General features: G+C 68.2%; 23 protein-coding genes and 4 pseudogenes. 17 read left to right on the top strand and 10 right to left on the bottom strand.

Translation table 11 applies throughout. The features are described from left to right. The first annotated feature begins 108 nt into the window (after positions 1-108). The 3 genes from PV343_RS11440 (at position 109) to PV343_RS11430 (ending at position 1535) form a co-directional block, all read left to right on the top strand. Positions 109-447, top strand: coding sequence for a hypothetical protein (locus PV343_RS11440; RefSeq protein WP_319146743.1), 339 nt, complete (start codon positions 109-111; stop codon positions 445-447). 265 nt (positions 448-712) lie between these two features. After that, complete coding sequence (locus tag PV343_RS11435) at positions 713-925, top strand: hypothetical protein (protein ID WP_319146742.1); 213 nt, start codon at positions 713-715, stop codon at positions 923-925. Between the two features lie 268 nt (positions 926-1193). Beyond that, the gene (locus tag PV343_RS11430; RefSeq protein WP_319146741.1) at positions 1194-1535 is read left to right on the top strand and encodes a hypothetical protein; all 342 of its coding nucleotides are present in this window, start codon (positions 1194-1196) and stop codon (positions 1533-1535) included. Between the two features lie 132 nt (positions 1536-1667). Here the strand turns inward: PV343_RS11430 and PV343_RS11425 are convergent, their stop codons facing one another. From PV343_RS11425 to PV343_RS11415, 3 genes are all read right to left on the bottom strand, one after another. Then, entirely contained in the window at positions 1668-1958 is a 291-nt protein-coding gene (locus PV343_RS11425) for a hypothetical protein (RefSeq protein WP_319146740.1), read from the bottom strand. 215 nt (positions 1959-2173) lie between these two features. Continuing rightward, on the bottom strand, positions 2174-2464 hold the full coding sequence (locus PV343_RS11420) for a hypothetical protein (protein WP_319146739.1): 291 nt from the start codon (positions 2462-2464) through the stop codon (positions 2174-2176). A gap of 205 nt (positions 2465-2669) precedes the next feature. Beyond that, positions 2670-3143, bottom strand: a complete 474-nt coding sequence (locus tag PV343_RS11415; RefSeq protein WP_319146737.1) for a hypothetical protein — start codon at positions 3141-3143, stop codon at positions 2670-2672. Between the two features lie 881 nt (positions 3144-4024). Here PV343_RS11415 and PV343_RS11410 point away from each other — a divergent pair. The 3 genes and pseudogenes from PV343_RS11410 to PV343_RS11400 all read left to right on the top strand — a co-directional run. Further along, complete coding sequence (locus tag PV343_RS11410; RefSeq protein ID WP_319146736.1) at positions 4025-4186, top strand: hypothetical protein; 162 nt, start codon at positions 4025-4027, stop codon at positions 4184-4186. Between the two features lie 70 nt (positions 4187-4256). After that, positions 4257-4532 (top strand): hypothetical protein, encoded by a 276-nt coding sequence (locus PV343_RS11405; protein WP_319146735.1) that lies wholly within the window; start codon positions 4257-4259, stop codon positions 4530-4532. Between the two features lie 680 nt (positions 4533-5212). Next, positions 5213-5746 (top strand): annotated as a pseudogene (locus PV343_RS11400) (IS630 family transposase); the annotation flags it as partial. Between the two features lie 95 nt (positions 5747-5841). On the opposite strand, the gene PV343_RS11395 reads toward PV343_RS11400, so the two are convergent. Next, positions 5842-6051: a chaplin gene (locus tag PV343_RS11395; RefSeq protein WP_415923489.1), complete on the bottom strand. Its 210-nt coding sequence runs from the start codon at positions 6049-6051 to the stop codon at positions 5842-5844. Positions 6052-7162: 1111 nt separating this feature from the next. On the opposite strand from PV343_RS11395, the gene PV343_RS11390 reads away from it, so the two are divergent. Continuing rightward, a complete protein-coding gene (locus PV343_RS11390; protein ID WP_319146733.1) occupies positions 7163-7414 on the top strand; it encodes a hypothetical protein in 252 nt (83 codons plus the stop codon). 386 nt (positions 7415-7800) lie between these two features. Beyond that, positions 7801-8499, top strand: coding sequence for a chaplin (locus tag PV343_RS11385; RefSeq protein ID WP_319146732.1), 699 nt, complete (start codon positions 7801-7803; stop codon positions 8497-8499). Positions 8500-8795: 296 nt separating this feature from the next. Here the strand turns inward: PV343_RS11385 and PV343_RS11380 are convergent. Further along, positions 8796-9021 (bottom strand): annotated as a pseudogene (locus PV343_RS11380) (helix-turn-helix domain-containing protein); the annotation flags it as partial. Positions 9022-9154: 133 nt separating this feature from the next. Here PV343_RS11380 and PV343_RS11375 point away from each other — a divergent pair. The 3 genes from PV343_RS11375 (at position 9155) to PV343_RS11365 (ending at position 11448) form a co-directional block, all read left to right on the top strand. Further along, positions 9155-9451 (top strand): hypothetical protein, encoded by a 297-nt coding sequence (locus PV343_RS11375; protein WP_319146731.1) that lies wholly within the window; start codon positions 9155-9157, stop codon positions 9449-9451. A gap of 344 nt (positions 9452-9795) precedes the next feature. Next, positions 9796-10380: a TetR/AcrR family transcriptional regulator gene (locus PV343_RS11370; protein WP_319146730.1), complete on the top strand. Its 585-nt coding sequence runs from the start codon at positions 9796-9798 to the stop codon at positions 10378-10380. Between the two features lie 87 nt (positions 10381-10467). Then, positions 10468-11448, top strand: coding sequence for a zinc-binding dehydrogenase (locus PV343_RS11365; protein ID WP_319146729.1), 981 nt, complete (start codon positions 10468-10470; stop codon positions 11446-11448). A 332-nt stretch (positions 11449-11780) separates the two neighbouring features. Here PV343_RS11365 and PV343_RS11360 read toward each other — a convergent pair whose 3' ends face one another. After that, positions 11781-11969, bottom strand: coding sequence for a DUF6924 domain-containing protein (locus tag PV343_RS11360; RefSeq protein ID WP_319146728.1), 189 nt, complete (start codon positions 11967-11969; stop codon positions 11781-11783). A 543-nt stretch (positions 11970-12512) separates the two neighbouring features. Then, positions 12513-13124: pseudogene (locus tag PV343_RS11355) on the bottom strand (GNAT family N-acetyltransferase); the annotation flags it as partial. 111 nt (positions 13125-13235) lie between these two features. On the opposite strand from PV343_RS11355, the gene PV343_RS11350 reads away from it, so the two are divergent. Together PV343_RS11350 and PV343_RS11345 are read left to right on the top strand one after the other, a co-directional pair. Next, positions 13236-13415 carry a CsbD family protein gene (locus tag PV343_RS11350; RefSeq protein WP_319146727.1) on the top strand — a complete coding sequence of 60 codons (180 nt, stop codon included), beginning with the start codon at positions 13236-13238 and terminating at the stop codon, positions 13413-13415. Between the two features lie 178 nt (positions 13416-13593). Continuing rightward, positions 13594-14001, top strand: a pseudogene (locus PV343_RS11345) (helix-turn-helix domain-containing protein); the annotation flags it as partial. A gap of 7 nt (positions 14002-14008) precedes the next feature. Here PV343_RS11345 and PV343_RS40380 read toward each other — a convergent pair. Then, positions 14009-14590 (bottom strand): helicase associated domain-containing protein, encoded by a 582-nt coding sequence (locus PV343_RS40380; protein ID WP_415923485.1) that lies wholly within the window; start codon positions 14588-14590, stop codon positions 14009-14011. Position 14591: 1 nt separating this feature from the next. Further along, positions 14592-14927, bottom strand: a complete 336-nt coding sequence (locus tag PV343_RS40375; protein ID WP_415923484.1) for a hypothetical protein — start codon at positions 14925-14927, stop codon at positions 14592-14594. Between the two features lie 330 nt (positions 14928-15257). Between PV343_RS40375 and PV343_RS11335 the strand changes: the two genes are divergently transcribed. Further along, on the top strand, positions 15258-15932 hold the full coding sequence (locus PV343_RS11335; protein ID WP_319146725.1) for a LysE family translocator: 675 nt from the start codon (positions 15258-15260) through the stop codon (positions 15930-15932). 68 nt (positions 15933-16000) lie between these two features. Here PV343_RS11335 and PV343_RS11330 read toward each other — a convergent pair whose 3' ends face one another. Next, the gene (locus PV343_RS11330; protein WP_319146724.1) at positions 16001-16378 is read right to left on the bottom strand and encodes a hypothetical protein; all 378 of its coding nucleotides are present in this window, start codon (positions 16376-16378) and stop codon (positions 16001-16003) included. A 180-nt stretch (positions 16379-16558) separates the two neighbouring features. On the opposite strand from PV343_RS11330, the gene putP reads away from it, so the two are divergent. The 3 genes from putP to PV343_RS11315 all read left to right on the top strand — a co-directional run bounded on the left by putP (position 16559) and on the right by PV343_RS11315 (position 22246). Continuing rightward, positions 16559-20143: a sodium/proline symporter PutP gene (putP, locus tag PV343_RS11325; protein ID WP_319146723.1), complete on the top strand. Its 3585-nt coding sequence runs from the start codon at positions 16559-16561 to the stop codon at positions 20141-20143. A gap of 1204 nt (positions 20144-21347) precedes the next feature. Beyond that, a complete protein-coding gene (mscL, locus tag PV343_RS11320; protein ID WP_319146722.1) occupies positions 21348-21791 on the top strand; it encodes a large conductance mechanosensitive channel protein MscL in 444 nt (147 codons plus the stop codon). Between the two features lie 203 nt (positions 21792-21994). Further along, a complete protein-coding gene (locus PV343_RS11315) occupies positions 21995-22246 on the top strand; it encodes a hypothetical protein (RefSeq protein WP_319146721.1) in 252 nt (83 codons plus the stop codon). The last annotated feature ends 224 nt before the right edge of the window (positions 22247-22470 follow it).

Raw genomic sequence — 22470 nt, 5'->3', positions numbered from 1 at the left:
ATCTTCGGGGCCAGGGATCCCGGTCGGCTGCCTGGGTGTCGCAGACAGCGCCGGCGCAACGTTCACGACAGACGGTGCCCGGACACCCGCAATAAGGACACGCATCACATGTTCAGCACGAAAAAGATCGCTGCCATCTCGGGGCTCGTCGGCGGCCTCGTCGTGGCATCCACCGGCCTGGCGCACGCGTACGCCGCGGCGAACCCGGGCACCTGCACCCGGGACCTCCTGGGGAGCGTCACGTGCACCCAGCGCATCACCGGTGAGATCCCGGAAAACGGCGTCATCCCCCACCAGGAGAACTGCATGCCGGTGCAGCCCTTGACGCTGCCCGCCGCTCTGGGTAACGGCACGACCCGAATCGGGCCCAAGGTGAGCTGCACGTCCACCGCGACCGGAGTGCCGGCCGGCGCCGACGGCAGGCAGGAGTCGCCCAACCTCTTCTGAGTCGCGGCGGACGGGCCCCCGGCGGTCATGCGTACTGCGCCATGCACCATACGGAGCGTCGGCGCAACATGGGAGCGCAGATCCCAGCTTTACTACGCAGTGTGTGTATATGCTCACCCTAAGTAGTCAATCCGGGCGTTTTCGCCTGGGCACGAAAGGGTTACACATGCGTAAGTTTCAGCGCGCTGCCGTCGTAGCGGCGGCGGTTGCCGGGCTTTCCACCCTCGGTGTCGGCGTCAGCTTCGCCGGCGGCAATGAGGGCGGCGTGCCTGTCACCGCCGTCGCGAACTCGTCGGCCAACGCAGTGGCTGTCGGGGGCGGTTACTACTACGTCCAGCCGCAGGTTCAGGCACCCACCAAGCCGGCGGCCGGGCCGGAGGAGCACAAGGGCGCCGAGCCCGAGCACGAGGCGTACGGCCAGCACGCGCCCGAGCACGAGGCGTACGGCCAGCACGAGGGCGACGACGACGACAAGTAAGGACGTACCGCGGTCCCCTCCCGCGACGCTCGGGAGGGTGCCTCGACCTTCTGCCGAAGCCCACTGACCTGGCGTCCGGCTCCCGCAACCGGCTCGGACCTGCCCGGTGCGCTGACGTGGTGACAGTAGCCCGGACGCAGCTTCGCGCGTCCGGGCTGCGGGCGTGCTGCGGCAGCGCAGGAGCACCATCTTTCGACCTCCCCGGCCCGGGCGCCGCCAGTCGACTGCACTGGTACGCACGGGCCTTCATGGCAAAGGAAGCCACCACATGTTCTCTCCCCGGAAGACTGCCGCCGCAGCATTCGCCGCAGGCCTCGCCGCGGTCATCGTCGGCACCGGACATGCGTACGCCGGCGGCACACCGGACGACTGCAACAACACCGTGCAAGGTGACGTCGTCTGCGTGAAGAAGAGTGAGACGTTCACCGACAAGGACGGCACGCATGTCGTCAAGCAGGAACAGGACTGCTCGACGACGGACCGGCCCCATGTGGTCTTCCAGGACGGCGACGTGCTGGGAGGCGAGTCGGCCAAGGGCGGCGCGGTGGTGGAATGCTCCAACACTGCCACATTGCCCAAGGGATTCAAGAAGCCGCACATCGAAGTGTGAGCGCTCAGGCAAATGCTGGTCCGATGACGGGTCCCGGACCAGCATTTCGTCTTTTCGCAGGGCCGTATCCGCGGACACGGAAATCCCCGGTGTACCGGGCGGAGCCGGGACACCGGGGACGGTGGTGGGGGACTAGCCGCCGAACTTGTTGTTGCAGCCCATGGTGGAACCAAGGGACGTCTGCTGCGCACCCGGGTTGCCCTCGCCGCCCAGCAGGTTGCCGCCCAGGCCGTTGCCGATGCCGACCTCGCCGAGGAGGTCGACGTTGCTGTCGTGCGACTGACAGGTGCTGCTCTGCTGGATGTTGAAGCTGTCGCCCTTGCCCTTGCCCCAGCCCTGGTCGGCGTGGGCGGCGCCGGCCCCCAGGAATCCGAGGCTGCCGAATGCGGCCACCAGGACGGCGGCCGTACGGACCTTGCGCATGTTGTCTCCGTCGAAGTCAGGTGGGAGCGATCTACACAGATCGACTCTCGTGGAGGTGTCAGTCCGCGAGGGCGCCAGGAGCGCAGGCATGAATCGTCTGGTGACGCGCCTCGCTGCCTCGCTGACCGCCCATGTGCATGAATGGTCCCGGCGCCCTGCCTGAGGCCCGGTGCCGGGACCACTCACTGCCCGACGTCTTCGCGCCGGACGGGATGTCAGAAGGCGCTGTTGTTGCAGCCCATGGTGGAGCCGATGCTGGTGGCCTGGGCGCCCGGGTTGCCTTCGCCGTTGAGGCCGTTGCCCAGCAGGCCGTTGAGCACGCCGACCTCACCGAGGACGTCCAGGTTCAGGTCGTGCGACTTGCAGTTCGAGCTCTGCTTGACGCTGAACTTGTCCCCGTGGCCGTCGCCCTTGCCCCAGCCCTGGTCGGCGTGGGCGGTGCCGCCCATGAGGCCCAGGCTGCCGATCGCGGCGACCAGGACGGCAACGTTGCGAAGCTTGCGCATGTCATCTCCGGTGAAGTGAGGGGTGCGATCTGTGCGAGATCACCTTTTTACAGTTCGGGAGATTAGTACTAAATACCTGAAACCGGACACCGGCGCGCCGCTTTTCCGAACACCTGAAGTACCCGAAAGCCGTATCGACCGGACTACATCCGCGCACACTCTGACCGGCCCGTACAGAGCCTCGGCGGCCGGCCGACCGGCGGGGCTACTGCACGCTGGCGAACGAGTTCGACTGGCTGTTGGCCTGGGTGCAGTCGACGCCCCGGGTCTGCGCCGCAGCAAGCAGAGCCACCGGCACATTCGCGTCGAGCAAGGTCTGCGGGCTGCACTCCTGGGACGGGCGGAACAGGTTGGCCTGGCCCGCCGAAGCGCCCTGTTCCGTCTGCGGCGCCGCAGGGGAGATCTGAGGGCTGATCTGCGGGTTCAGCTGCGGGTTGATCTGCGGGGCAACCTGCGTGCCCCGCTGCGGTACCGTCTGCTGCGCAGCCGGCGAGCCATTGGTCTGCGCGGTCGCCTGAGCGGAGGCAGCCGAGGCGGCCTGAGCGTCCGGCTGCGAAACGGGAGGCGGCACCGTGCCGTTCTGGGCGTAAGGGGTCACGGCGGAACAAGGGCCGGCACCCACGCCGGCCAGGCCGCCGGCTGCTGCGACCACGAGCGCGACCTTGTGAAGCTTGCGCATAAAAACCTCGGCCCTTCAATTGACCTGTGCACGGATGCTGATGAAATGCGAGGGGCAGACCAGCCTTCGCCGTTGCTGCCCTGCGTGGCTGCGATGACCATCGTTCTCGCCTCGTGGGGAACGAGGGAAGATCAGAGCCGATACGGGTGCCGCGGGGCGCTCACCCGTTTGCCGCAGGCGCTCAGGCCGGGACGCCCAGGTCGGCGGGCGGCAAACGGGTGAAGATCTCCGAACGCCGTGACCGCCGCGAAGGAGCCTTCGTTCCACTAGGGAGAGGGCAGCAACCGCGGACCCCTGACGGGGTGGAGGACTCCGCTGCCGGCTCGACTATGAAGTCCGCGTGCTCTACGAGATGACCGTTGCTGACGGTGCGGCGCGAGCATCGCACCGACTGCACGCTGACCACATCGAATGCAATGGATTCCCGTTTCAGGTATTGAAGGGCCGAGGGTTTCATGCGCAAGCTTCACAGGGCCGCGCTCATCGTCGCAGCGGCTAGCGGTCTGACCGGCATCGGCGCCGGCGCCGGCTATGCCGACTCTCCCGCCGGTGGCAGCAGTGCCGTCCCGGCATCAGTTCCGGACCAGCCGGCTGCTCCGGCCGCAGCCCCGGCGCCTGCCCCGCAACAAGCGCCGCAGGCCGTGCAGGCAGCGCCGCAGCAGACTGGCTACGCCTCTGCCTCGGCCTCGTCGCAGGGAACGGCTCAAGCCTCGACCGCGCCGCCCCTGCAACAGGCTGCTCCCGCACAGCCTGTACAGGCTGCTCCCGTACAGGCCGCTCCTGCGCAGCCGGCACAGGTCGTGCCGCAAGTCATGCCCCAGGTCATGCCGCAAGTCGCCCCGCAGGTGGCCGTTCCCCAAGCGTTCGGTCCAGAGCCCCCGATGTTCGTCGCTCCCCAGATCAACCCCCAGTTCAACCCGCAGATCAACCCGCTCCTCAGCCCGACGGTCACGCCCACCAGCGCACCGCAGTTGGCTCCCGTCGGCCTCGGGCAGGTCGCGGCACCCCCCGTCGGACAGCTGGGACTTCCCCGCCTCGGCTGACGGCCCGCCCCAACATCGCCGGCCTCACCGGCATGTTGCCGATCCCAACCATTCCCTCAACGGAGACCCCATGCGCAAGTTCCAGAAGGTGATCCTCGTCAGCGCCATCCTCGGCGGTGTCGGTTCCATGGGCGCCAACCCCGCCTTCGCACACGGCGAGCCGGGCCACGACATCGATATCACCCAGGGCGTCGAGTGCCGCTCGCACGACATGAACATCGAGGTGATCGGCAGCGTCGGCGCCCTCACCGGCCTGGCAGGCAACCTGCTCAACGGCGAAGGGAACCCTGGTGCGCAGCAGAGCCACCTCGGCTCCGACATGGGCTGCAACAGCCAGGCCCTCTGACCACCGCCGGCGCGCCTGACCCCGCACCGGCCGGCTCCGCCCTGACTGGCCGAACTCGCCGGTACAGCGCAGACCGTGAGCCGCACGGACACTCCCGGCCAGTGCTGCACACAGCGGCGCGTCAGCGGGCTGGACGGAGGCGGCGTCAAAGCGCACGGCCTTCGAGCCGCCTCCCTCCCCTTCGGGCCCGCCACCGAACCGAGCCGATCCCGTCCACCGGCATCCGCGGCGGGCCCGAATCCGGAATTAAGCGCCGTGCACCGCAGCAGGTCACGCCCTTTGGATTCGGCTCCACAACCGGGGAGTGGGTGGTCCGACGACGGCACAGGCGCCGGCCTGACCGACTGACACGCCTCTCCTCCCGGTGACGGTCCTGTCACCTGCCTGCGTCATCGCCCTGCTGCACGGCGCCCGCGGCCCGCCGCGGCAATCGCGACTCCAAGCGCCGTGCCGTCGCGTGCCGGACACGCGGATCCATGCGAATCCCCCCGGCTTCCTGTTCCACTCAGGAAGAGCTGTGTGCCGGTGACGAGGCCGCCCCGCCCGACGGAGCCCCCCGGCAGGTCGCCACTGGCTGGTCCTGCTCGCGATCGACTGGACGTCGTCGCCTTTCCTGAGCACGGTCACGGTCACCTGCCTACTCAGCCGACATCCTCAGCCAGTGCTTGACATCCGGGCTCCGCGTCGGGCACCTCTCCGCGATCGCCTACTGCGACGAGGACGGCGAACCGGAAGTCATCTTCTGTCTGGAGGAGTTCGGCCCGCTCCACCTCCAGCCCCCATCGCGGAGGACAGTGGCCCGAGCACGGCGGACGGCACAAGGACCCCGACCGGGAGCCGAGGCCCCCCGTCGGCCGGCGACCTACACCGCCCGTGCGCAGCCTCTACCCGTCGGACATCCGGATCGCGATCATGCTCGACAACTTCTTCCCGCACCCTGACCACGAAGAAGGACTCCGGGTCGGCGACTGGGCCGCAGCCAACAACGTCGTCGAGCTCGCCCACGCACAGAGCAACAGCTCCTGGCTGAACCGCATCGAGGCCCAGTTCACCGCCCTGCGCTACTTCGCCCTGGACGGCACGGACTACGCCAGCCCCGAAGAGCAGGGCAGCATGATTCGCCGCTACATCCTCTGGCGGAACAGCACGCCGCCGACAAACGGCTACGGGAAGTGGCCGACAGGGCAAACGCTGCCGGATGCGGCACTAGATGATGGCCGCGAAGACCACCTCGTCAACGATGGCGGCCACCCGCGCCGGCGGGATCAGCGGCAAAAGCGGGCACGATCATGGCGTGCGACTGCTGAGATCACTTACCGCTGGAGTGAACTCCGTTGGCGCAAATGGTTGCGAGTGCCGGGTTGAGCAGACCGACAACGCTGACGGTGTCTCCGCAGATGTTGAGGGAGATGTGCACGGGGATCTGAATCACATTGCCCGACAGCACGCCAGGTGATTTGACGGCGGCAGATCCGGCACCGCTGTCCGCCGAAGCGGCGGCAGCGCCTCCGAGCAGCATCAAGCCCGCTGCCGCTACCAAAGCCGTGCTTCGCACCAACATGTCCGCATCCCTTCTCTTCTGAACGGCATTCGCCGCCTGACCGCAGCTTGCCCCTCTCTACTGACAAGTTCTGCCGCGACACAGGGCCCCGTCTGCGAAGAACGACGCGATCAGCCGATCAGCGTAAGAGCGGCTACTCACAGCTGATGACGTGGCGGAGAAGGTCGGAGAGAATCTCGTGCGCGCACGGCACGCGAGCGCGGCTCTGCAGCAATTGACCTTCAACAACCGGAAGTACTGAGCAGTACGCACAGCACCACTCGCGGCGTTTCGTGGATGACCGCACTGCAGGTCCCGCGCGGCAGTGCGTCACTCGACATCTACGGCGCGGTCGGCAGTGAGCGAGCAGGCGGCTGAGGCGGCTCGACTCCCGCCTCGTCATGGACCAGGCCGTGGGGTCGTGGTCGCCCAGGTGTGCGCCGGTGGGGTCGTGGTCGCCCAGGTGTGCGCCGGCCCCTCAGGGCCGGGATGTCCTCGACGGCTCGTCCGACAGGATGAAGGCGCCGAAGAGGTGCGTGTGCCTCCGCACCGGCCTGCCGCCGTCTCACGGACGAACATGTGCGGATGCCCCGCCCTCCCAGAGACAGTCAGGGCCGGACTCCGCCTCAGCGGTCCATACGGCCTGTCGGGCCCGCGGGGCGCTGTCAGGCGGCGGCATGCTCGATGTCGGCCATCCCGCTGGCGGGCCGGCAGGCGCGCGATGGTGAGGCTGCGCATACGGAGGCGGGCATGGCAACGGTCACCTCAGGGCACGAGGCGTTCGGGGCCGGTCCGGGCGTAGCCGCTGGGTCTGCCCCTTTGCCGTGCCGCGCTTGCACTGGGGGAGTGGGTCGACGCCGGGCGGGTGCCGGCACGGGTGGGCAACCGGCCCTTCGCCCCTGCAGGTTGATCGGTGGCGCTGAGGCCGTCCTTGGACGTGCTCGGCCGCGCCTCGGGCTCCCCGCCGTCGAACGCCGAAGACCCCAGATGGGTCCTCCGATGAGCGCTGCGGGAGATGCCGATCTAGCCTCCGAAATGAGCACTTAGTGGATCTTCTGATGATGTGCTCCACTCGGCTGAAGGAGGAGACGTGCGCAAGCTTCGCAACGCCGCTGTTGCGGTCGTCGTCATCGGCAGTGTCGGTTTCCTGGGCATCTGCCCAGCCGCCGCGCTGACCGCCCGAGGCGGGCAGGGCGGCGGATGTAAATCGCACGACTTGAACATCGACATCCTCGGTGAGGTGGGTGTCCTCAACGGACTGGGCGGAAACCTGCTGAACGGCGAGGGCAGCCCCGGTGGGCAGTACACCGATATGGGCTCCGAATGCGGTTCCGGCTGGTAACTGCACCGTTACCTGAGCCGGGTTTTGGTGTGGGGGTCGCCATGCCCTCCCAGCGCCAGCTGCCGCTTTCTGCCCATTCCACAGTGGATGTCAAAGGCCCCACACCGGCATGGGTGTGGGGCCTGTTCCAAGGCCACAGTCTTCCGCCTCCTTCCTCGTCCACCGCGCGACGGCCCTCAAGACACTGTGAAAGTTCCTTCGTTAGCTCGATCTTCAGATTTCCCGATGTAAGTGCCGACGAGTGGTTTCCATGCTGCCGCGCGGCTGCCCTTCCCGTCGCCGTACAGTCACCGCAGTGGCCCGTAAGGCCATAACCCCGTTGCCTTTTCAGCGTTCTATAAGGCGCGGGTGAGCGCCCGCGACGATGTCAGGAAGGCAACGACCCAATGAGACGGGCTACCCGAAATTATGTGATCGCCGTCGCCGCCGCCTCCGGTGCGATGGCCGTGGCATTTCCCGCGTCTGCCGCTTTCGCGGCGGACGGCAGCAGTGCCGATGCTACGGCGGCCGGCTCGCCCGGGCTGGCCTCCGGCAACAGCGTCCAGGTGCCGGTGTCCGTGCCGGTGAACGTCTGCGGCAACACGGTGGACGTCGTGGGGCTGCTCAATCCGGCCGCGGGCAATGCGTGCACGAACAAAGGCGCGGCGCGGACCGGCGGTGCGGTGAGCGGTAGCGGATCGGCCGCCGCGGACGACGCTTCGCGCGGCGCGTCGGCGCACGGCCGTGCCACCGATTCTCCTGGGGTGCTCTCGGGTAACGGGGTGCAGCTTCCGATCGACCTGCCCGCGAACGTGACCGGGAACAGTGTCAACGCGGTCGGCATCGGCAACCCGGTTTTCGGCAATGAGTCGGTCAACGGTTCTGACGGTCCTTATGTGCCGCGGCACATTCCGGCTCCGAAGCCTCGTGCCGCGAAGCCGCCGGCTCTGACGCGGTCCCAGCCCGTTCCGCATCCGCGTAGGGCTACGCCCACCCTGGCTCACACAGGAACAGACCTCGCTGCCCCTGCCATCGCCGGCAGCGCCGCGCTCCTCCTTACGGGTGCGTTGCTGTACCGCCGCTGCCGCCCGGGCCGCCCCTTCTGACCGGATGCCCCCTGCGGTCCCACCGGACGTGCACGGCGGGACCGAGCCGATGCCGGCGAGGCACAGCCGCATCCCGCGTACGACGCCGATCCAGCTTCTGCGTGCCGGAACGCGCGAACGAAGTACATCGGCTCAGTGCGTGACCTTGAGGACACAGCGTCGTTGAAGGAGTGCGTTCCCTTCTAATCGGGCCCCAGGACCTCATGGCATGGCCTGGGGCCCGAGGCGCGTGATGTTCTCCATGCGTGCGGAGTGGCGCTGCCGTAGCCGAGCGCTCCCCGTTACATGCACGTCGACTCCGGGATGGTCCTGGGCCGGCCGCCCTTGTAGCGCATCGAAGGCCGTCGGCATCGAAGTTGTGGATCACGCCCCGAAGTCGGTCCGCGCTGGTGAACGTCACCTCGGCGATCTTCGCCACGGGCATGCCCTGCGCGGACAGCAGATGGGCCCGCCGCCAGGTCACACAGACCCGGTGCCCCTGCGGATGATCCGCAGCAAACGCCTGCCCTCGGCATGGTCGATACGACTTTCGGGTGCTTCGCGTGATCGGAGAAGCGGCGCGCCGATGCCCGAATTGGGGTACTTAGTACTAATCTCCCGAACTGTAAAACGGTGATCTTGCACAGATCGCACCCCTCACCTCACCGGAGATGACATGCGCAAGCTTCGCAACGTTGCCGTCCTGGTCGCCGCGATCGGCAGCCTGGGCCTCATGGGCGGTACCGCCCACGCCGACCAGGGCTGGGGCAAGGGCAAGGGCGACGGCCACGGCGACAAGTTCAGCGTTCAGCAGAGCTCCAACTGCAAGTCGCACGACCTGAACCTCGACCTCCTCGGCGAGGTCGGCCTGCTCAACGGCGTGCTGGGCAACGCCCTCAACGGCGAAGGCAACCCTGGCGCCCAGCAGACGTCCATGGGCTCCACCATGGGCTGCAACAACAGCGCCTTCTGACGTTTCATCCGGTCTGGTGGTCCCCGGCGCTCTGGTTCCAACCGGTGCACCGGGGATTTGCCATGTTCACGGGATGCTCTCCTGTGAGCTCGGCGCATGCACGCGGAAGCCGTTCTTGCCCTGGGGAGGCGGCTAGCCCAGAACCGCCCGCTCCTGGCTCGAGTCCTGGGCGGAATGCCTTGGGTGCGCGTACGCGAGATGTGCGGTGAATGTACGTCGTACGCCTCGTCGAGCTGGCCCCGGTGTGTGCCGAGGGGGCGTGTGATCGGCGGAACGGCGGCCGGTGGAAGGTGGGGCGGTGTGCCGGGCTTGTTCTTGAACGGTCGCTCATGTATTTTCGTGCCATGCCCCGACCGCGAGAGTTCGAGCCCGACACCGTACTGAACCAGGTCATGCTGCGGTTCTGGTGGCAGGGCTATCGGGCCACCTCCATCGAGGATCTCGTGAGGGCGACCGGGGTGAAGCCCGGCAGTCTCTACAGTGCGTTCCCCGGCGGCAAGCGCGCACTGTTCTTGAAGTCACTGGAGCGGTATTCCAGGTTGGTCGTTCCTCAGAAGCTGGGCGAACTGGCGGCGCCCAGCGCCTCGCTGGCCGCGCTGCGGGGCTACTTCGACGGATTGGTGAGCGACCTGCTCAGTCCGGAGGGTCGTCAGGGGTGCCTGCTGGTGAACACCGCGATCGAGAATGCCGCCGAGGATGATGAGGCCGCCGCTGTCGTACGCGGCCACCTGGCCCGCCTGGAACAGTGCATGGCCACAGCTCTTCGCAACGCTCGCGACGGCGGCGAGGTGCGCGCCTCGGTGGACCCGGTCGGCAGCGCCAAGCTGCTCGTTGCGACGTGTCAGGGGCTGATGGTCGTGGGTAAGGCCAATCCCGACGAGACGGCACTGCGCGCCATCGTCGACAACGCCTTTGCCGGCCTCGCCTGACGGTTCCACCCAGGGGCCACCGCATGCGGTGGCTCTTTTTTCGGACCCAATAGTTGAACCCCTATTCAAGAATGGAGTCTGAGACTCATGAAGGCCATCGTCATCTCTGCCTACGGCGCTCCCGAGATGCTGCACATCACCGACCTGCCCGACCCGGTGCCCGCGCAAGGAGAGGTGCTGATCCGGGTCAAGGCATTCGGCCTCAACCACGCCGAGGCATACATGCGCGCGGGCACCTGGGGTGATGTCGCGGCCGTCCCGGGGATCGAGTGCGCCGGATGGGTCGAAGCCGACCCCTCGGGCCAACTCGCCCCCGGAACCCGAGTCGTGGCAATCCTCGGCGGCATGGGCCGCACCCGAAACGGCAGCTATGCCGAGCTGGTCACTGTGCCGGCCACCAACGTGGTGGCGGTGAACTCGTCGCTGGGATGGGCCGAGCTGGCAGCGGTGCCCGAGGTCTATGCAACAGCCTGGAGCGGGCTGTTCGGCAACCTCGATCTGCGCCCCGGCGAGCGGGTTCTGGTCCGGGGAGCGACATCCTCCCTCGGCCAGGCCGCCGTCAACCTCGCCGTCGACCACGGCGCGAAAGTACTCGCGACCACCCGCAACCCCGCGCACGCACCGCTCCTGAAGGAACTCGGCGCCGAGGACGTCCTCATCGACGATGGCCACCTGACCGCCCAGGTCAGCGGAAGCGGCCACACCGTTGACGCGGTGTTCGATCTCGTAGGCAACAACGTCTTGCGCGACTCCCTGACCACGGTCCGCCCCCGCGGCCGGGTCTGCCAACTCGGCTTCCTCGGCGGCTTCGAGCCGGTGCGCGACTTCAACCCGATCACCGATCTCCCCAGCGGCGTACAGCTCAGCTTCTTCGGAAGCGCCTTCGTCCTGGGCAGCCCCGATTTTGCGCTCGCTGACATTCCATTGCATGCGATCTACGCCAAGGTCGAGGCGGGATCCTTGCCGGCAAGTCCGGCACGAATCTTCCAATTCGACGAGATCGTCGAAGCCCACCGGCTCATGGAAGCAGGTGAAGCGCTGGGCAAGATGGTCGTTGTCGTCGGCTGAGACACCGGCCCTCCCTGGCCATGTCGGCTGCCCGGCCAGCCGGTACGGTCAGGCCGACCCGCCTGCGTCTCAACGCAAACAAGGTGTCAGAGCCCGGACATGACGTTCGGGGATTGCCTGACCTGGCCGAGATCCGGCGGAGCATCGGTCGAAGCAGCCCGACCGGACCAGATCACGTGACGGGGCTTTCCATCCCGCGGTGGGCAGTGCCTGGGGGGCGGGGAATCGGGCAGAGCATGTCTGTCCCACTTCTGAGCACTGGGTGGGGATTTTCAAGGCTCTGTCCGCAGTCTCGTGAGCCCTGTTCAGAAGGACCGGTAGATCCCCTCGGGTCATCGTGAGCCCATGCGGCGTACGCCCAGGTTGCCGATGCTGAGGTTGGCGTGGATGTCGTGGACCTCTGCGGGGACGCTGCGGAATTCACGGCCGAACTCGGTCAGCTGCTCGTAGTCCTCGTCGTCCACGCAGTCCTCCCGCGGCAGCGTGGTCACCGCCAGCAACGCGTGGCTCTCGGCCTGCATGGTTATCCGGTCGGCGAGGAACGTCAGGCTCCTCCAGGAGATGGGCCGCGAGGTCGTCGGCCCACTCCACGGCTGCGGTGATGGTGGCATCGTCGAGCCCGTAGGCGGCGAGACCCTGTCATTACCCCTCACAGCAGTAACCTCCAACGCCAGCCCCTCCCGGTTGGGCGGAGTCGCAGGTCAGCTGGTTACCTCCGCGCCCCCAGGCGGGAGTTCCTCGTCCTCGGCTGCGGGTGTGATCCCGAGGCTGTGTTCCAGCATCCATGTCTCGCGTGAGCCCTTCACCGGCCGGGGAGAGGAGCCCGGCGACCGCCCGGCCCGCGGTCTGCGGGAGCGTCGTACTTCGCCCCACGTAGTGCAGGCGTCGGTGTCGTACCGGCCCAGCAGCAGCGTGCGGGGCGCCGCCGGGGAGCCGGTGAAAGCGCCGACGATGGCGTCCTCGGTCTCCCTGGCGGTCCGCGGTAGATGGTGCGCATAGCCCGCCGTATCGCCGATGCGGGAGCTACTGGCGAGCCTTCCTAGGCCGTTGTCCAGGGGCGCCGGTCACCCGGCCTCTGGTGCGCCGTAGGAGAACCTGTATCCGGCGAAGTCGGCGAGATGGACGTAGCCGATGCGCTGGTAGAGGGCGTTGCTTGTGGGGTTGTCCGGGTCTGTGAACAGGACGACGTCCGTCGCCCCTGCGGCCTGTGCGGCCCTGCTCGCCTCGACCGTCACAGCGCCGGCGTAGCCGCGGCCGCGGAGGTGGGCCGGGGTATAGACGGGATCCACCCGGACCATGCCGCCGACGACCGAGGTCGAGGCCGCCATCGAGACGGGGACGCCCTCTGGGGTCTCCCAGAACATGAAGTGCCTGTCGCCGAAACGCGAGTCTTCCCAGGAGCCGGCGTCGATCAAGTCGATGGAACGCTGCTCCCTGACGTCGACGCAGAACTCACGGCACCAGCGCACGATTTGGTCACGGTCCTTACGGCCCGTGAGGCGGCCCTGGCCCTCCGGGCGCGGCTGCGGCGGGGTAAGCGTGTCGAGACGGTAGAGATGCGTCTTCCAGAAAGGTTCCGACGCCGCGCCCGTGTGCTTCTGCCATGACTCGGAGAAGGCGCCAGCGGTGTCGTGCTCCGCGATGACCTGGGCGGGTGAGTGACCGAGGCCTGCCAGGTCGTTTCCTTCGGATCATCTGTTCCGCAATCGGGCTACCTCAGCGAGCGGCCAGGGGCGTCCCGTGGGTTCCTGGTCGAGAGATCTCCCATTCCGAACTGGAGGAAAGTCATGTCCGGTGCGAAGGACAAGGCGAAGGGCCTGGCGAACGAGGCGGTCGGCAACGTCAAGCAGGGTGTCGGCAAGGTCACGGACCACGACAAGCTGCGGGCCGAGGGCAAGGCCCAGGAAGTCAAGGGCAAAGCGCAGCAGGTCAAGGGCGACGTCAAAGACGGCGTGAAGAAGCCGTAGCTCGGCGACTCCTGCAGCCGCCCCGGGAGGGGCGCCACCGCCGGTGGCGCCCCTGCTGCCCGTTCTCCTGAGCGAGCGAGATGGTCCGGAGGTAACGCCCTAGCGCTGTGACCGGGAACCTTTGCCGGGTTGCTCGTTGTGCTGGGTGCCAGTGACGGCAGTTGGCAAGGGGGCGGGTATGGCATCACCCGTTCGGGTTGGCCGGCTAACCGAGCAGGAGGGGCAAAAGCTGCGGCGGATCGTCCGGCGGGGAAGCACCAGTTCGGTGCGGTTACGGCGGGCGATGATGCTGCTGGCCTCGTCGGGTGGTAGCCCGGTCCCGGTGATCGCGCAGCTGGTGCAAGCCGACGAGGACACCGTCCGGGGCGTAATCCATCGGTTCGACGAGTTGGGGCTAGCCTGTCTGGACGCTCGCTGGGCGGTAGGCCGTCCCCGCCTGCATCGAAGCGGCCACCACCCGGCCCACCGTGCTGGGCAAGCCCTTCACTCGCTGGTCAATCCACAAGCTCGCCGAGCACCTGCGGCGCAACATCGCCCGCCCATTGAGGATCGGCCGGGAGGCCTGCGCTGTCTACTGCTCCGCCGCCGGTCGGTCACCGTGGAGGCTCGGCCTTCGCCCAGTGGAGTCCGAGGTTGGCGAGGCGTTGGAGCTGCTCCGCGTCCAGCTTCGCTCGTCTGGTTTTGGTGTTGGACAGAAGCACACCCAGCCTGACCTCTGTCCCGTCCTGCAGCTGTTCCACGTGAGCTCTGGAGACGGTCACTGAGCCGGTGCGCGCTTTGTACTGCGCGAGGGCTGCGCAGCCTCGCTCGAAGGCGGCAGAGCCGCCCCTGGACGCCCTGCCGGACGTCGTCTGCTCCTGGGGTGGCAGAGGCGCGACCCCGAGCGCGCCCAGTCGTTCGCGCTGTCCCGTCTTGAGGCCGTGCCAGACGATGTGCTGGCGTTGTCGTTGAAGCCATCGCCCTACGCCCACCCCGTCAGCGGTCACCCCGGGCACGATCTCCTCGAGGCGGGCTCGGTGCCCGTAGGGCACCGCCAGGTGCCCCGTGCGCTCCTGGTAGGCGACCGCCGCCTGGTGCCCGGCCTTCCAGTTCGCGTGCTCGGGCTCGATCAGGTTGCCGCGGTGCGCCCCGAACCGCAGCAGCACCCGCCGCTCATCCTCACCCTCCTCCGGCACCTCACCGAGGAACGACGGGCTTGTGCCCGTGACCGGTGAAATTTTCCTGCGGGATCGCGAGCATTTCGACGGCCCGCTCGTCGTGTGCCCGGAGGCCCTCGAGTACTTTCACCAGGGGCTGGTAGGAGGCGGAGGTGAACATGTCCTCGGGTTCCTCGCCGGGCTTGAGGAAGACGGGCACGATCAGGGACGCCAGCTTGCGCTCGCCGGGCTTTTGGCGCAGGGCGCGCCCGATGGCCTGGACGATGTCGTGCGGCGCCCCTTTCGGGTCCAGCGCCACACAGTCCACGGCCCTGATGTCCGCGCCCTCGCCCAGGACACGGCAGTTGGAGAGCACGGCCCGGCGGGCGCTGGTGCCGAAGCCGTCCAGTACCTCCCGACGGTGCTCGGGGACGTGCTCGCTGCACAGCCAGTCGGCCCAGATCCGCTTGGGGTACTTCTCGGGCTGGTCGGCGTGCAGCTTGGCCGCGACGCGCTAGACGGTCGCGCCGTAGCGGCGAGGTGGGTCCGGGTCCGCCCGCCGGTGACCGAGCTGGGCGAGGAACTGGCGTGGGGTCTCGGGGGTACTCGACGAAGCCGTCGCCTCGGTGGCCGACAAGAGGCCTGGGTGTCCTCGACGATCAAGCCTGGGCGGCGAACAAGTCACGGGCAACGAAGGGAAAAGCGGATGTCGGTCGACCTCGTCGGCTTCCTCGGCGTCGTGTTAGTGGCCTATGTGGTCCCCGGTCCGGACTTCTTGGTGGTGGTGAGATCCGCGGCTGAGCATCCCGCCAAGGGGCGAGCTGCGGCGCTGGGCGCGCAGTCCGGACTGTGTGTGCACATGCTCGCCGCCGCCCTCGGACTGTCGCTGATCGCCGCTCGTTCTCCGGTGGTTTATGACGCCATCAAGTTGCTGGGCGCGGCCTACCTCGTCTACCTCGGCAGCCGGGCGGTGCTGGCCGCCCGGCAGGCCGTGCACCAGAGGCACGCCGGAGAAGACGTTACCGGCGGCGCCGAGGACACTGCCGCGCCTCGGGGTGCGACCGGAGACGGTTCGGCCCGCGGCTGCTGGCGGTCCGGGTTCACCCAGGGCTTCCTCACCAATGTGCTCAACCCCAAGGCGGCGCTGTTCTTCCTCAGTATCCTGCCGCAGTTCGTTCACGGCGGCGGCTCGACGACGCGGGGGATCTTCTTCCTCGGCATCCTGGACGTCGTGATCGGCGTGGCCTACTGGTTCTCACTCGTCATCGCCGCCGCCCGTCTACGCGCTCTTCTCGCCCGCCCGAACGTCCGCCGCCGCTGGGAACTGACGACTGGCTGGCTGTTCATCGGCATCGGCATCGGCTTAGCCGCGGCCTCTTAGCCGCACCTGCGGCCCAAAGCGCTAGAGGGAAGGCGGCGCGTACGCACTCCGTACGCCACATGTACGCTTCACGACACATCAGCGGTGCCTGGCAGGCCGGGCTTGGTTCCTAGCCGCAGGTGGTGTTCCACTGCCTCCTCACTGTCGCGGCCGCTGTCCTCGCGGCTGTCGATGGTGATGGTTTCGATGTGCTTCCTCGGTACCCGAAGGTGCCCCTCGCGTTCGAAGAACTGTCGCCAGGCTGGGTGGGGAGGTGTGCCGCCGGCGTCGAGGTGCTGACGGGTGAGGAAGGCGCGTTGCCAGTCCACCGGCCAGGCGGGGCGCCAGGCGGGGTCGATGTCGTCGAGCTGCTCGCGCCGCTCGTCGGACAGGGCCCCGGCCGACGACTGAACGGGCAGGCTCTCGGCTTGCCGCCGCTCGATCTCGGCCGCCTTGCGGGCTGACACTGCTCTTGATCGGGCTGCCTATGTTGAGGGTCGACCTCGGAGTGACGGAGTGGCCGTGGCGGCGCGGGCAGCACCGGCCGCCGACGATGACCGGGATCTGTACATTTACCCCTGTAGGGCCGCGACTGTCGGGCGCGCGTCGGCGGCGCCCGTGCTCATGAACCTCGCAGGCGAGGCAGGATGTCCGATTTGAGTGCGCCGATCGTGGCCACGTTCCTCGTATACGTGGCCGTCATGGTCGGAACCGGTGTCTGGGCGTACCGCCGTACCCGCACGTTCGCCGACTTCGCCCTGGGGGGCCGCAGGCTCCCCGCGTTCGTCGCCGCCCTGTCCGCAGGGGCCAGCGACATGTCCGGCTGGCTGTTCCTCGCCTTCCCCGGAGCCGTGTACGCAGCCGGCGTCGGCGCCAGCTGGATCGCGGTCGGACTGGTGCTCGGCACCTACTTCAACTGGCTGTTCGTCGCGCCGAGGCTGCGTACCTACACCGAGCGCGCCGGGAACGCGGTGAGCCTGTCGGCCTATCTGGAGGAGCGGTTCGAGGACCGCACACGGACGCTCCGGATGGTCTCCGCAGCGGTGACCCTTGTGTTCTTCACCGTCTACGTGGCCAGTGGGCTGGTGGCCGGAGGGCTGCTGTTCGGACACATCTTCGGTGCCGGGTTCAGGCTCGGGGTGGCCCTGACCGCCCTGGTGATCGTCGTCTACTCGTGCCTGGGTGGCTTCCTGGCCGTGAGCCTGACGCACGTCATGCAGGCCACGCTGATGTTCCTCGCCCTGTTGGTGCTCCCCGTCGTCGGTATCGCGACGTTCGGTGGCTTTGCAGCGCTTCGTGACTCCCTCAACAGCAAGACGCCCGGCCTGTTGGACATGGGCGCCAAGGTCGACTTCGCGAACGGACGGTGGTCGGGAGGCGGCGGGTCGCTCGGCGCCGTCGCGATCATCTCGTTGCTCTCGTGGGGCCTCGGCTACTTCGGGCAGCCGCACATCCTTGCCCGCTTCATGGGCATCCGCAGCACCGGTGCCGTACCCGCTGCCCGTCGTATCGAGACCGGCTGGGTGGTCGTGGTGCTGGCCGGCGCCACGCTCGTCGGCCTGCTGGGCATCGCGCAGTTCGGCACGCCGCTCCATGACCCGCAGACGGTGTACATCACTCTAAGCCGGACCCTGTTCAGCCCGTGGGGCGCCGGTGTGATGCTGATCGCGGTGCTCGCCGCCATCATCTCGACTGCGGACAGTCAGCTCCTGGTGTCGTCGGTCGCCCTCACGGAGGACTTCTACCACGCGTTCCTCAAGCGGCGCGCCCCGGACGAGGCACTGATGTGGGTGGGTCGCGCCGCCGTCGTCCTCGTGACCCTGGTGGCCTCCCTGATCGCGCTGAGGGGAGGCGGGCTGCTGGGGATCGTGGGGTACGCCTGGGCGGGCTTCGGAGCTGCGTTCGGCCCGGTAGTCCTGCTCTCGCTGTACTGGCCGCGTATGACCTGGGCGGGGGCCATGGCCGGGATCGTGTCCGGCGCGGTCACGGTGCTCCTGTGGCGTGTGGTCAAGCCGCTGCACGGCCCCTTCTGGTCCGGCATCTACGAGATGATTCCGGGCGTCCTGGTCGCCACAGCCGCGGCACTGATCTTCGGCAGGTTCGTCGGCCGGCCTCCGAAACGAGCCTTCTGGCGGATGCCGGGCGGCGGGGTGAGCCAGCTGATGCTCACCCCATTCCTCAGCCACGCACCGGTCGGCATCGCCGTCCTCGACACGGATCTGCGCTACGTCTGGGTGAACGAGCCACTGGACCGCCAGATCCCGCTGAAGCGGCGGCTGGGGCGGCGGATGGCCGAGATCCTGCCACAGGCCGAGGCTGACGCCTTCGAGGAGAAGATGCGCGAAGTCTTGCAGACCGGCACACCGGTGATGGACTACGAGTACCGCGGTGCCGGCTACACGGTGCACGACCGAAGCCGCGCGATCTCCGCCTCCTTCTTCGCGATGAAGGACCGCCACGACCGGAACGTCGGCATCTGGTACATGATCATCGACGTTACCGAGCGCTGGCGGGCGCAGGAACGCCTGGCCCTGCTCAATGACGCCGCCGCGCGCATCGGCAGCACCCTGGACGTCACGCGGACCGCTCAGGAACTGACCGACGATGCTGTGCCGGCCGTCGCCGACTTCGTCGCCGTCGACCTGCTGGACTCGGTCATCAGGGGCGAGGAGCCGACACCCGGGCCGATCGGCATGGCGCCCGTGCTTCGCCGAGCGGCCCAGCAGTCGGTCCGCGAGGGCTGCCCCGAGGCGTCACTAGCGGTGGGGGAGACAGTCCGACGTGCGCCCGCGACGCCCGTGACCCGCTGTCTGCTCGAGAGTAAGACCCTGGTCGAACGGGTCCTTGACCGCACCAACAGCCCGTGGGTGACCGTGGACGAGACGCTGGGCGCCTCGTTCCTGGACTACGACTTCCGCTCGGTCATGGTGATCCCCGTGCGGGCGCGCGGCGTCACCCTGGGGGTGGCGACGTTCGCCCGGTCACGGCGGCTGGGCCCCTTCGAGGACGGTGACGTCCGCCTCGCCGAGGAACTCGTCTCGCGCGCGGCGGTGTGCATCGACAACGCACGCCGCTTCACCCGCGAGCGCACTGCCGCCCGCTCCATGCAGCGCTACCTGTTGCCGCAAGACCTGTCCGGAGGGTCCGCTCTCGCCGTGGCCTCGTGGTACCTACCGGCCGATGCCCCGAGCGGTGTGGGCGGCGACTGGTTCGACGTCATTCCGCTCTCCGGAGCACGCGTCGCCCTGGTCGTCGGGGACGTGGCAGGGCACGGAATCAACGCGGCGGCGACCATGGGACGCCTGCGCGTCGCCGTACGCACGCTCGCCAATCTCGACCTCTCCCCAGACGAACTGCTGGCACATTTGGACGACCTGGTCATCGGCCTCATGGGAGCGCACGACACTGATGCCCCCATGGAGGCCGAGGGCGAGGCCACGGGCACCGCGTTCCTGGGCGCCACCTGCCTGTACGCCGTCTACGACCCGGTCAGCAGGCTGTGCACGATGGCTCGGGCCGGTCACCTTCCCCCGATGATCGTCGCTCCCGACGGCGCCGCCCGGATCCTGGACCTGCCCGCCGGACCCCCACTCGGCCTCGGCTACCTTCCCTTCGAGGCCATCGAGACCGAGCTGGAAGACGGCAGCCTCATCGCCCTCTACACCGACGGCCTCATCGAGTCCGTCGACCGGGACATCGACGACGGACTCTCCCTGCTGGGCAATGCTGTCGCGGCACCCCTGCCCACCCTGGAGGAGACCGGCCAACGAGTGATCGACAGCCTGCTGACAGGCCCGCCCGCCGACGACGCGGCCCTGCTCCTCGCCCGCACCCGCGTCCTGGCCCCGGACCGCGTCGCCTCATGGGACCTTCCCACTGACCCGGCTGCCGTCGCGCACGCCCGCGACCTCGCGGTGCAGAAGCTGACCGAGTGGGGCATCCCCGATCTGAGTTTCACCACGGAACTCATCGTCAGTGAGCTGGTGACCAACGCGATCCGCCACGCGGCTGGACCGGTCTGCCTGCGCTTGATCAGGGACCGCGGCCTGATCTGTGAAGTGTCCGACTCCAGCAGCACCGCTCCACGGCTGCGCCACGCGCGGACCACCGACGAGGGGGGACGCGGCCTGCTGATCGTCGCCCAGATGGCCCGCCGGTGGGGCACTCGGTACACGAAGAACGGGAAGATCATTTGGGCGGAACAGATCATTACAGCTGGACCGCCGAGCTAGCCCGGCGGACGAATCGGCCTTCGCCGCACAACGCGGATCTGATGGCTCCGGCAGGTGGGGCAGCGGGGCGACTGCCTGCCGTCAAGGTGATAGACGGGGGCGATCCTGCCATGCTCGTCCACGATCATGTCGATGTCGTACGTGCCGTCCCAGCCATGTCTGCAGTCGAGACAGAGAAATGAGCAAGGGATGCAACGGGCGTGCTCCGCGTCCATGGCTGACCTTCTGAACATGGCGCTCTGCTCAGACCTAGTGGTGTGGGAACGGCGTCTCCCCGCCGACCTCGGCGGGGACCGTCCGCACTCGTTCAAGGCAAACTGCTCGTAGCCATGGCTTCCGCACACCGCCAGCCGACCCTGATGCATTGTCAATGCCTCCCTCGAAGTGAGCCGAGCGCTGGGGTTTCAGCAAAAACCATGAGAGGGCCTGGCTGCCGTTTTGTGCGAGGCGAGGCGGCACTCGGCGCGGGTGCAGCCGTAGTCGGCGCACTATGCCTGGCCGTGACGGACGGACGACCGCCGCGGCCGACGCTGCACGGCACGGCGACGGAAGCAGACTGCTCCCCAGTGAGTGGCACGGCGATTCCTGCTGCGCGTTCGATATGCCGGCTCACGCTATGCGCCCCCACCGACAGAGCAGCCGAGTTGCGTACCGCCTTTGGTGTTCAGTTGTCGGTGGTGGCTGCAACGCTGGTCGGTATGAACGGCGATGAGCAGTTGTTGCGTGGCCGCATCTACGGTCGCGAGCACGGCGACCCGGATCCCGGTCCACTCCCCTCGCGGACGTACGCGGCGCTCGGCAATGCTCGTGCCGGACGTACCGGTCGACGCACCGGTCGATGCGCCGGTGGGTAGCCCCGAGCGGTCGGCCGGCAGCGAGTCAGGGCTGTACCAGGCGGTGCAGAGCGAGTCGGGCGATGGGCGCGCAGGCGAGCATGACAAACGTGCGGGCTATCCATGGTCGGGCTCGTGGTGGTGCCGCGGCCCTGTGGCCTGACGCCAGCGGCTGACCTCAACGCTCAGCGGTCCCAGCGCACCTGTCGGCGCAGCAGGTCATGCATGGTCTGGTGAACTGGTACATCGCCGCGCCGCGCGGCGGAGCCGGCATGGGTGAGGGGTGGCAGGGCATCCGAGGTGGGAGGGGGTGGGCTGGCCGCGTTTTCGGTGCCGCTCGTCGACGTCAAGAACCTCTTAGGGGTGAGAAGGTGAAGGGCTTCCGCAGTTTCATCCTGCGCGGCAACGTGGTCGACCTGGCCGTCGGCATCGTCATCGGGGCGGCGTTCACCGCCGTGGTGAACGGCTTCGTCAGCGCCTTCCTGACCCCACTCGTCGGGCTGGCCACCGGCGCCACGGGCGACATGAGCCGCAAGACCTTCACCGTAGGCGCCACCAAGTTCCCCTACGGCGCCTTCCTCAACGCGGCGATCAGTTTCCTCCTCCTCGCCAGCGCCCTGTACTTCCTGGTCGTGCTCCCGATCAACAAGCTCCACGAACGCCTCGCCCCGCACCAAGACGTCCAGGCCCCCAAACGGGACTGCCCCGAATGCCTCAGCCCCGTACCCGCCCAGGCCCGACGCTGCGCTTCCTGCACCGTTGCCCTGCCCGCCGTACCGGCTCAGGCCGGAGAGACAACCCAGCGCGCCGGGTGACCCGGCCTTCATGGCCTGGCCTGGGCTGCCGGGCACGTCCGTGGTGACGGAGTTACCGGCGGCGTCCGATGCCGAAACGGCTGCGTGGCTTCACGGCCGGCACCGAGCCCGACGACCACGGCTTGGGCCGGTCACGGGGAGGCTTCACCACCAAGATCCCCCTGGCCTGCGAACAAGGCCAACGGCCGCTGAAGATGGTTGGCATGAGCAACACGACGACCACCTGCACCGGCGTCGCGCACAGCCTGTCCATCGGGGAGCTGTGGCCCTTCTTCTACGGCACCCGTCTAAAGCTATGCCAGCTGGTCGACGGACACGCCCGCATTCTCTGGGTGTTGCCGGTGACGGCGGCCGTGATGGAGTACTGCCGCACGCACGGTCACGAAGCCCGTGAGCGGCTCTTCGACGAGTACGCGATCGTCCCGACCGGCCCGCGGCGGCCGTCCGTCGGCTGAGTCTCGCGGGCACGGTCCCGGCACCGGCGACAGGCAGGGCCCGGCTGCGCGGGGACGGCATGGAGGGGGCGTTACCGGGCACGGGCGGTCCGCCGTCCACCCAGAGAGCGGCGTTGCGGCGTCGCCCGCCGGCTCATCCGAGAGGCGGGGCAGGAAGAGGACGGGATGGGGATGTCCTCGTACGGGGTAGGCGAGCGGGACGACGCGGGGCGGTCCGGCGCGCT

The sequence above is a fragment of the Streptomyces sp. WI03-4A genome, assembly GCF_033792105.1.
In the GTDB taxonomy this organism is placed as follows: domain Bacteria; phylum Actinomycetota; class Actinomycetes; order Streptomycetales; family Streptomycetaceae; genus Streptomyces; species Streptomyces collinus_A.
Note: the sequence above shows the minus strand (reverse complement) of the source record. Positions and strands in the feature narration are given on the sequence as shown.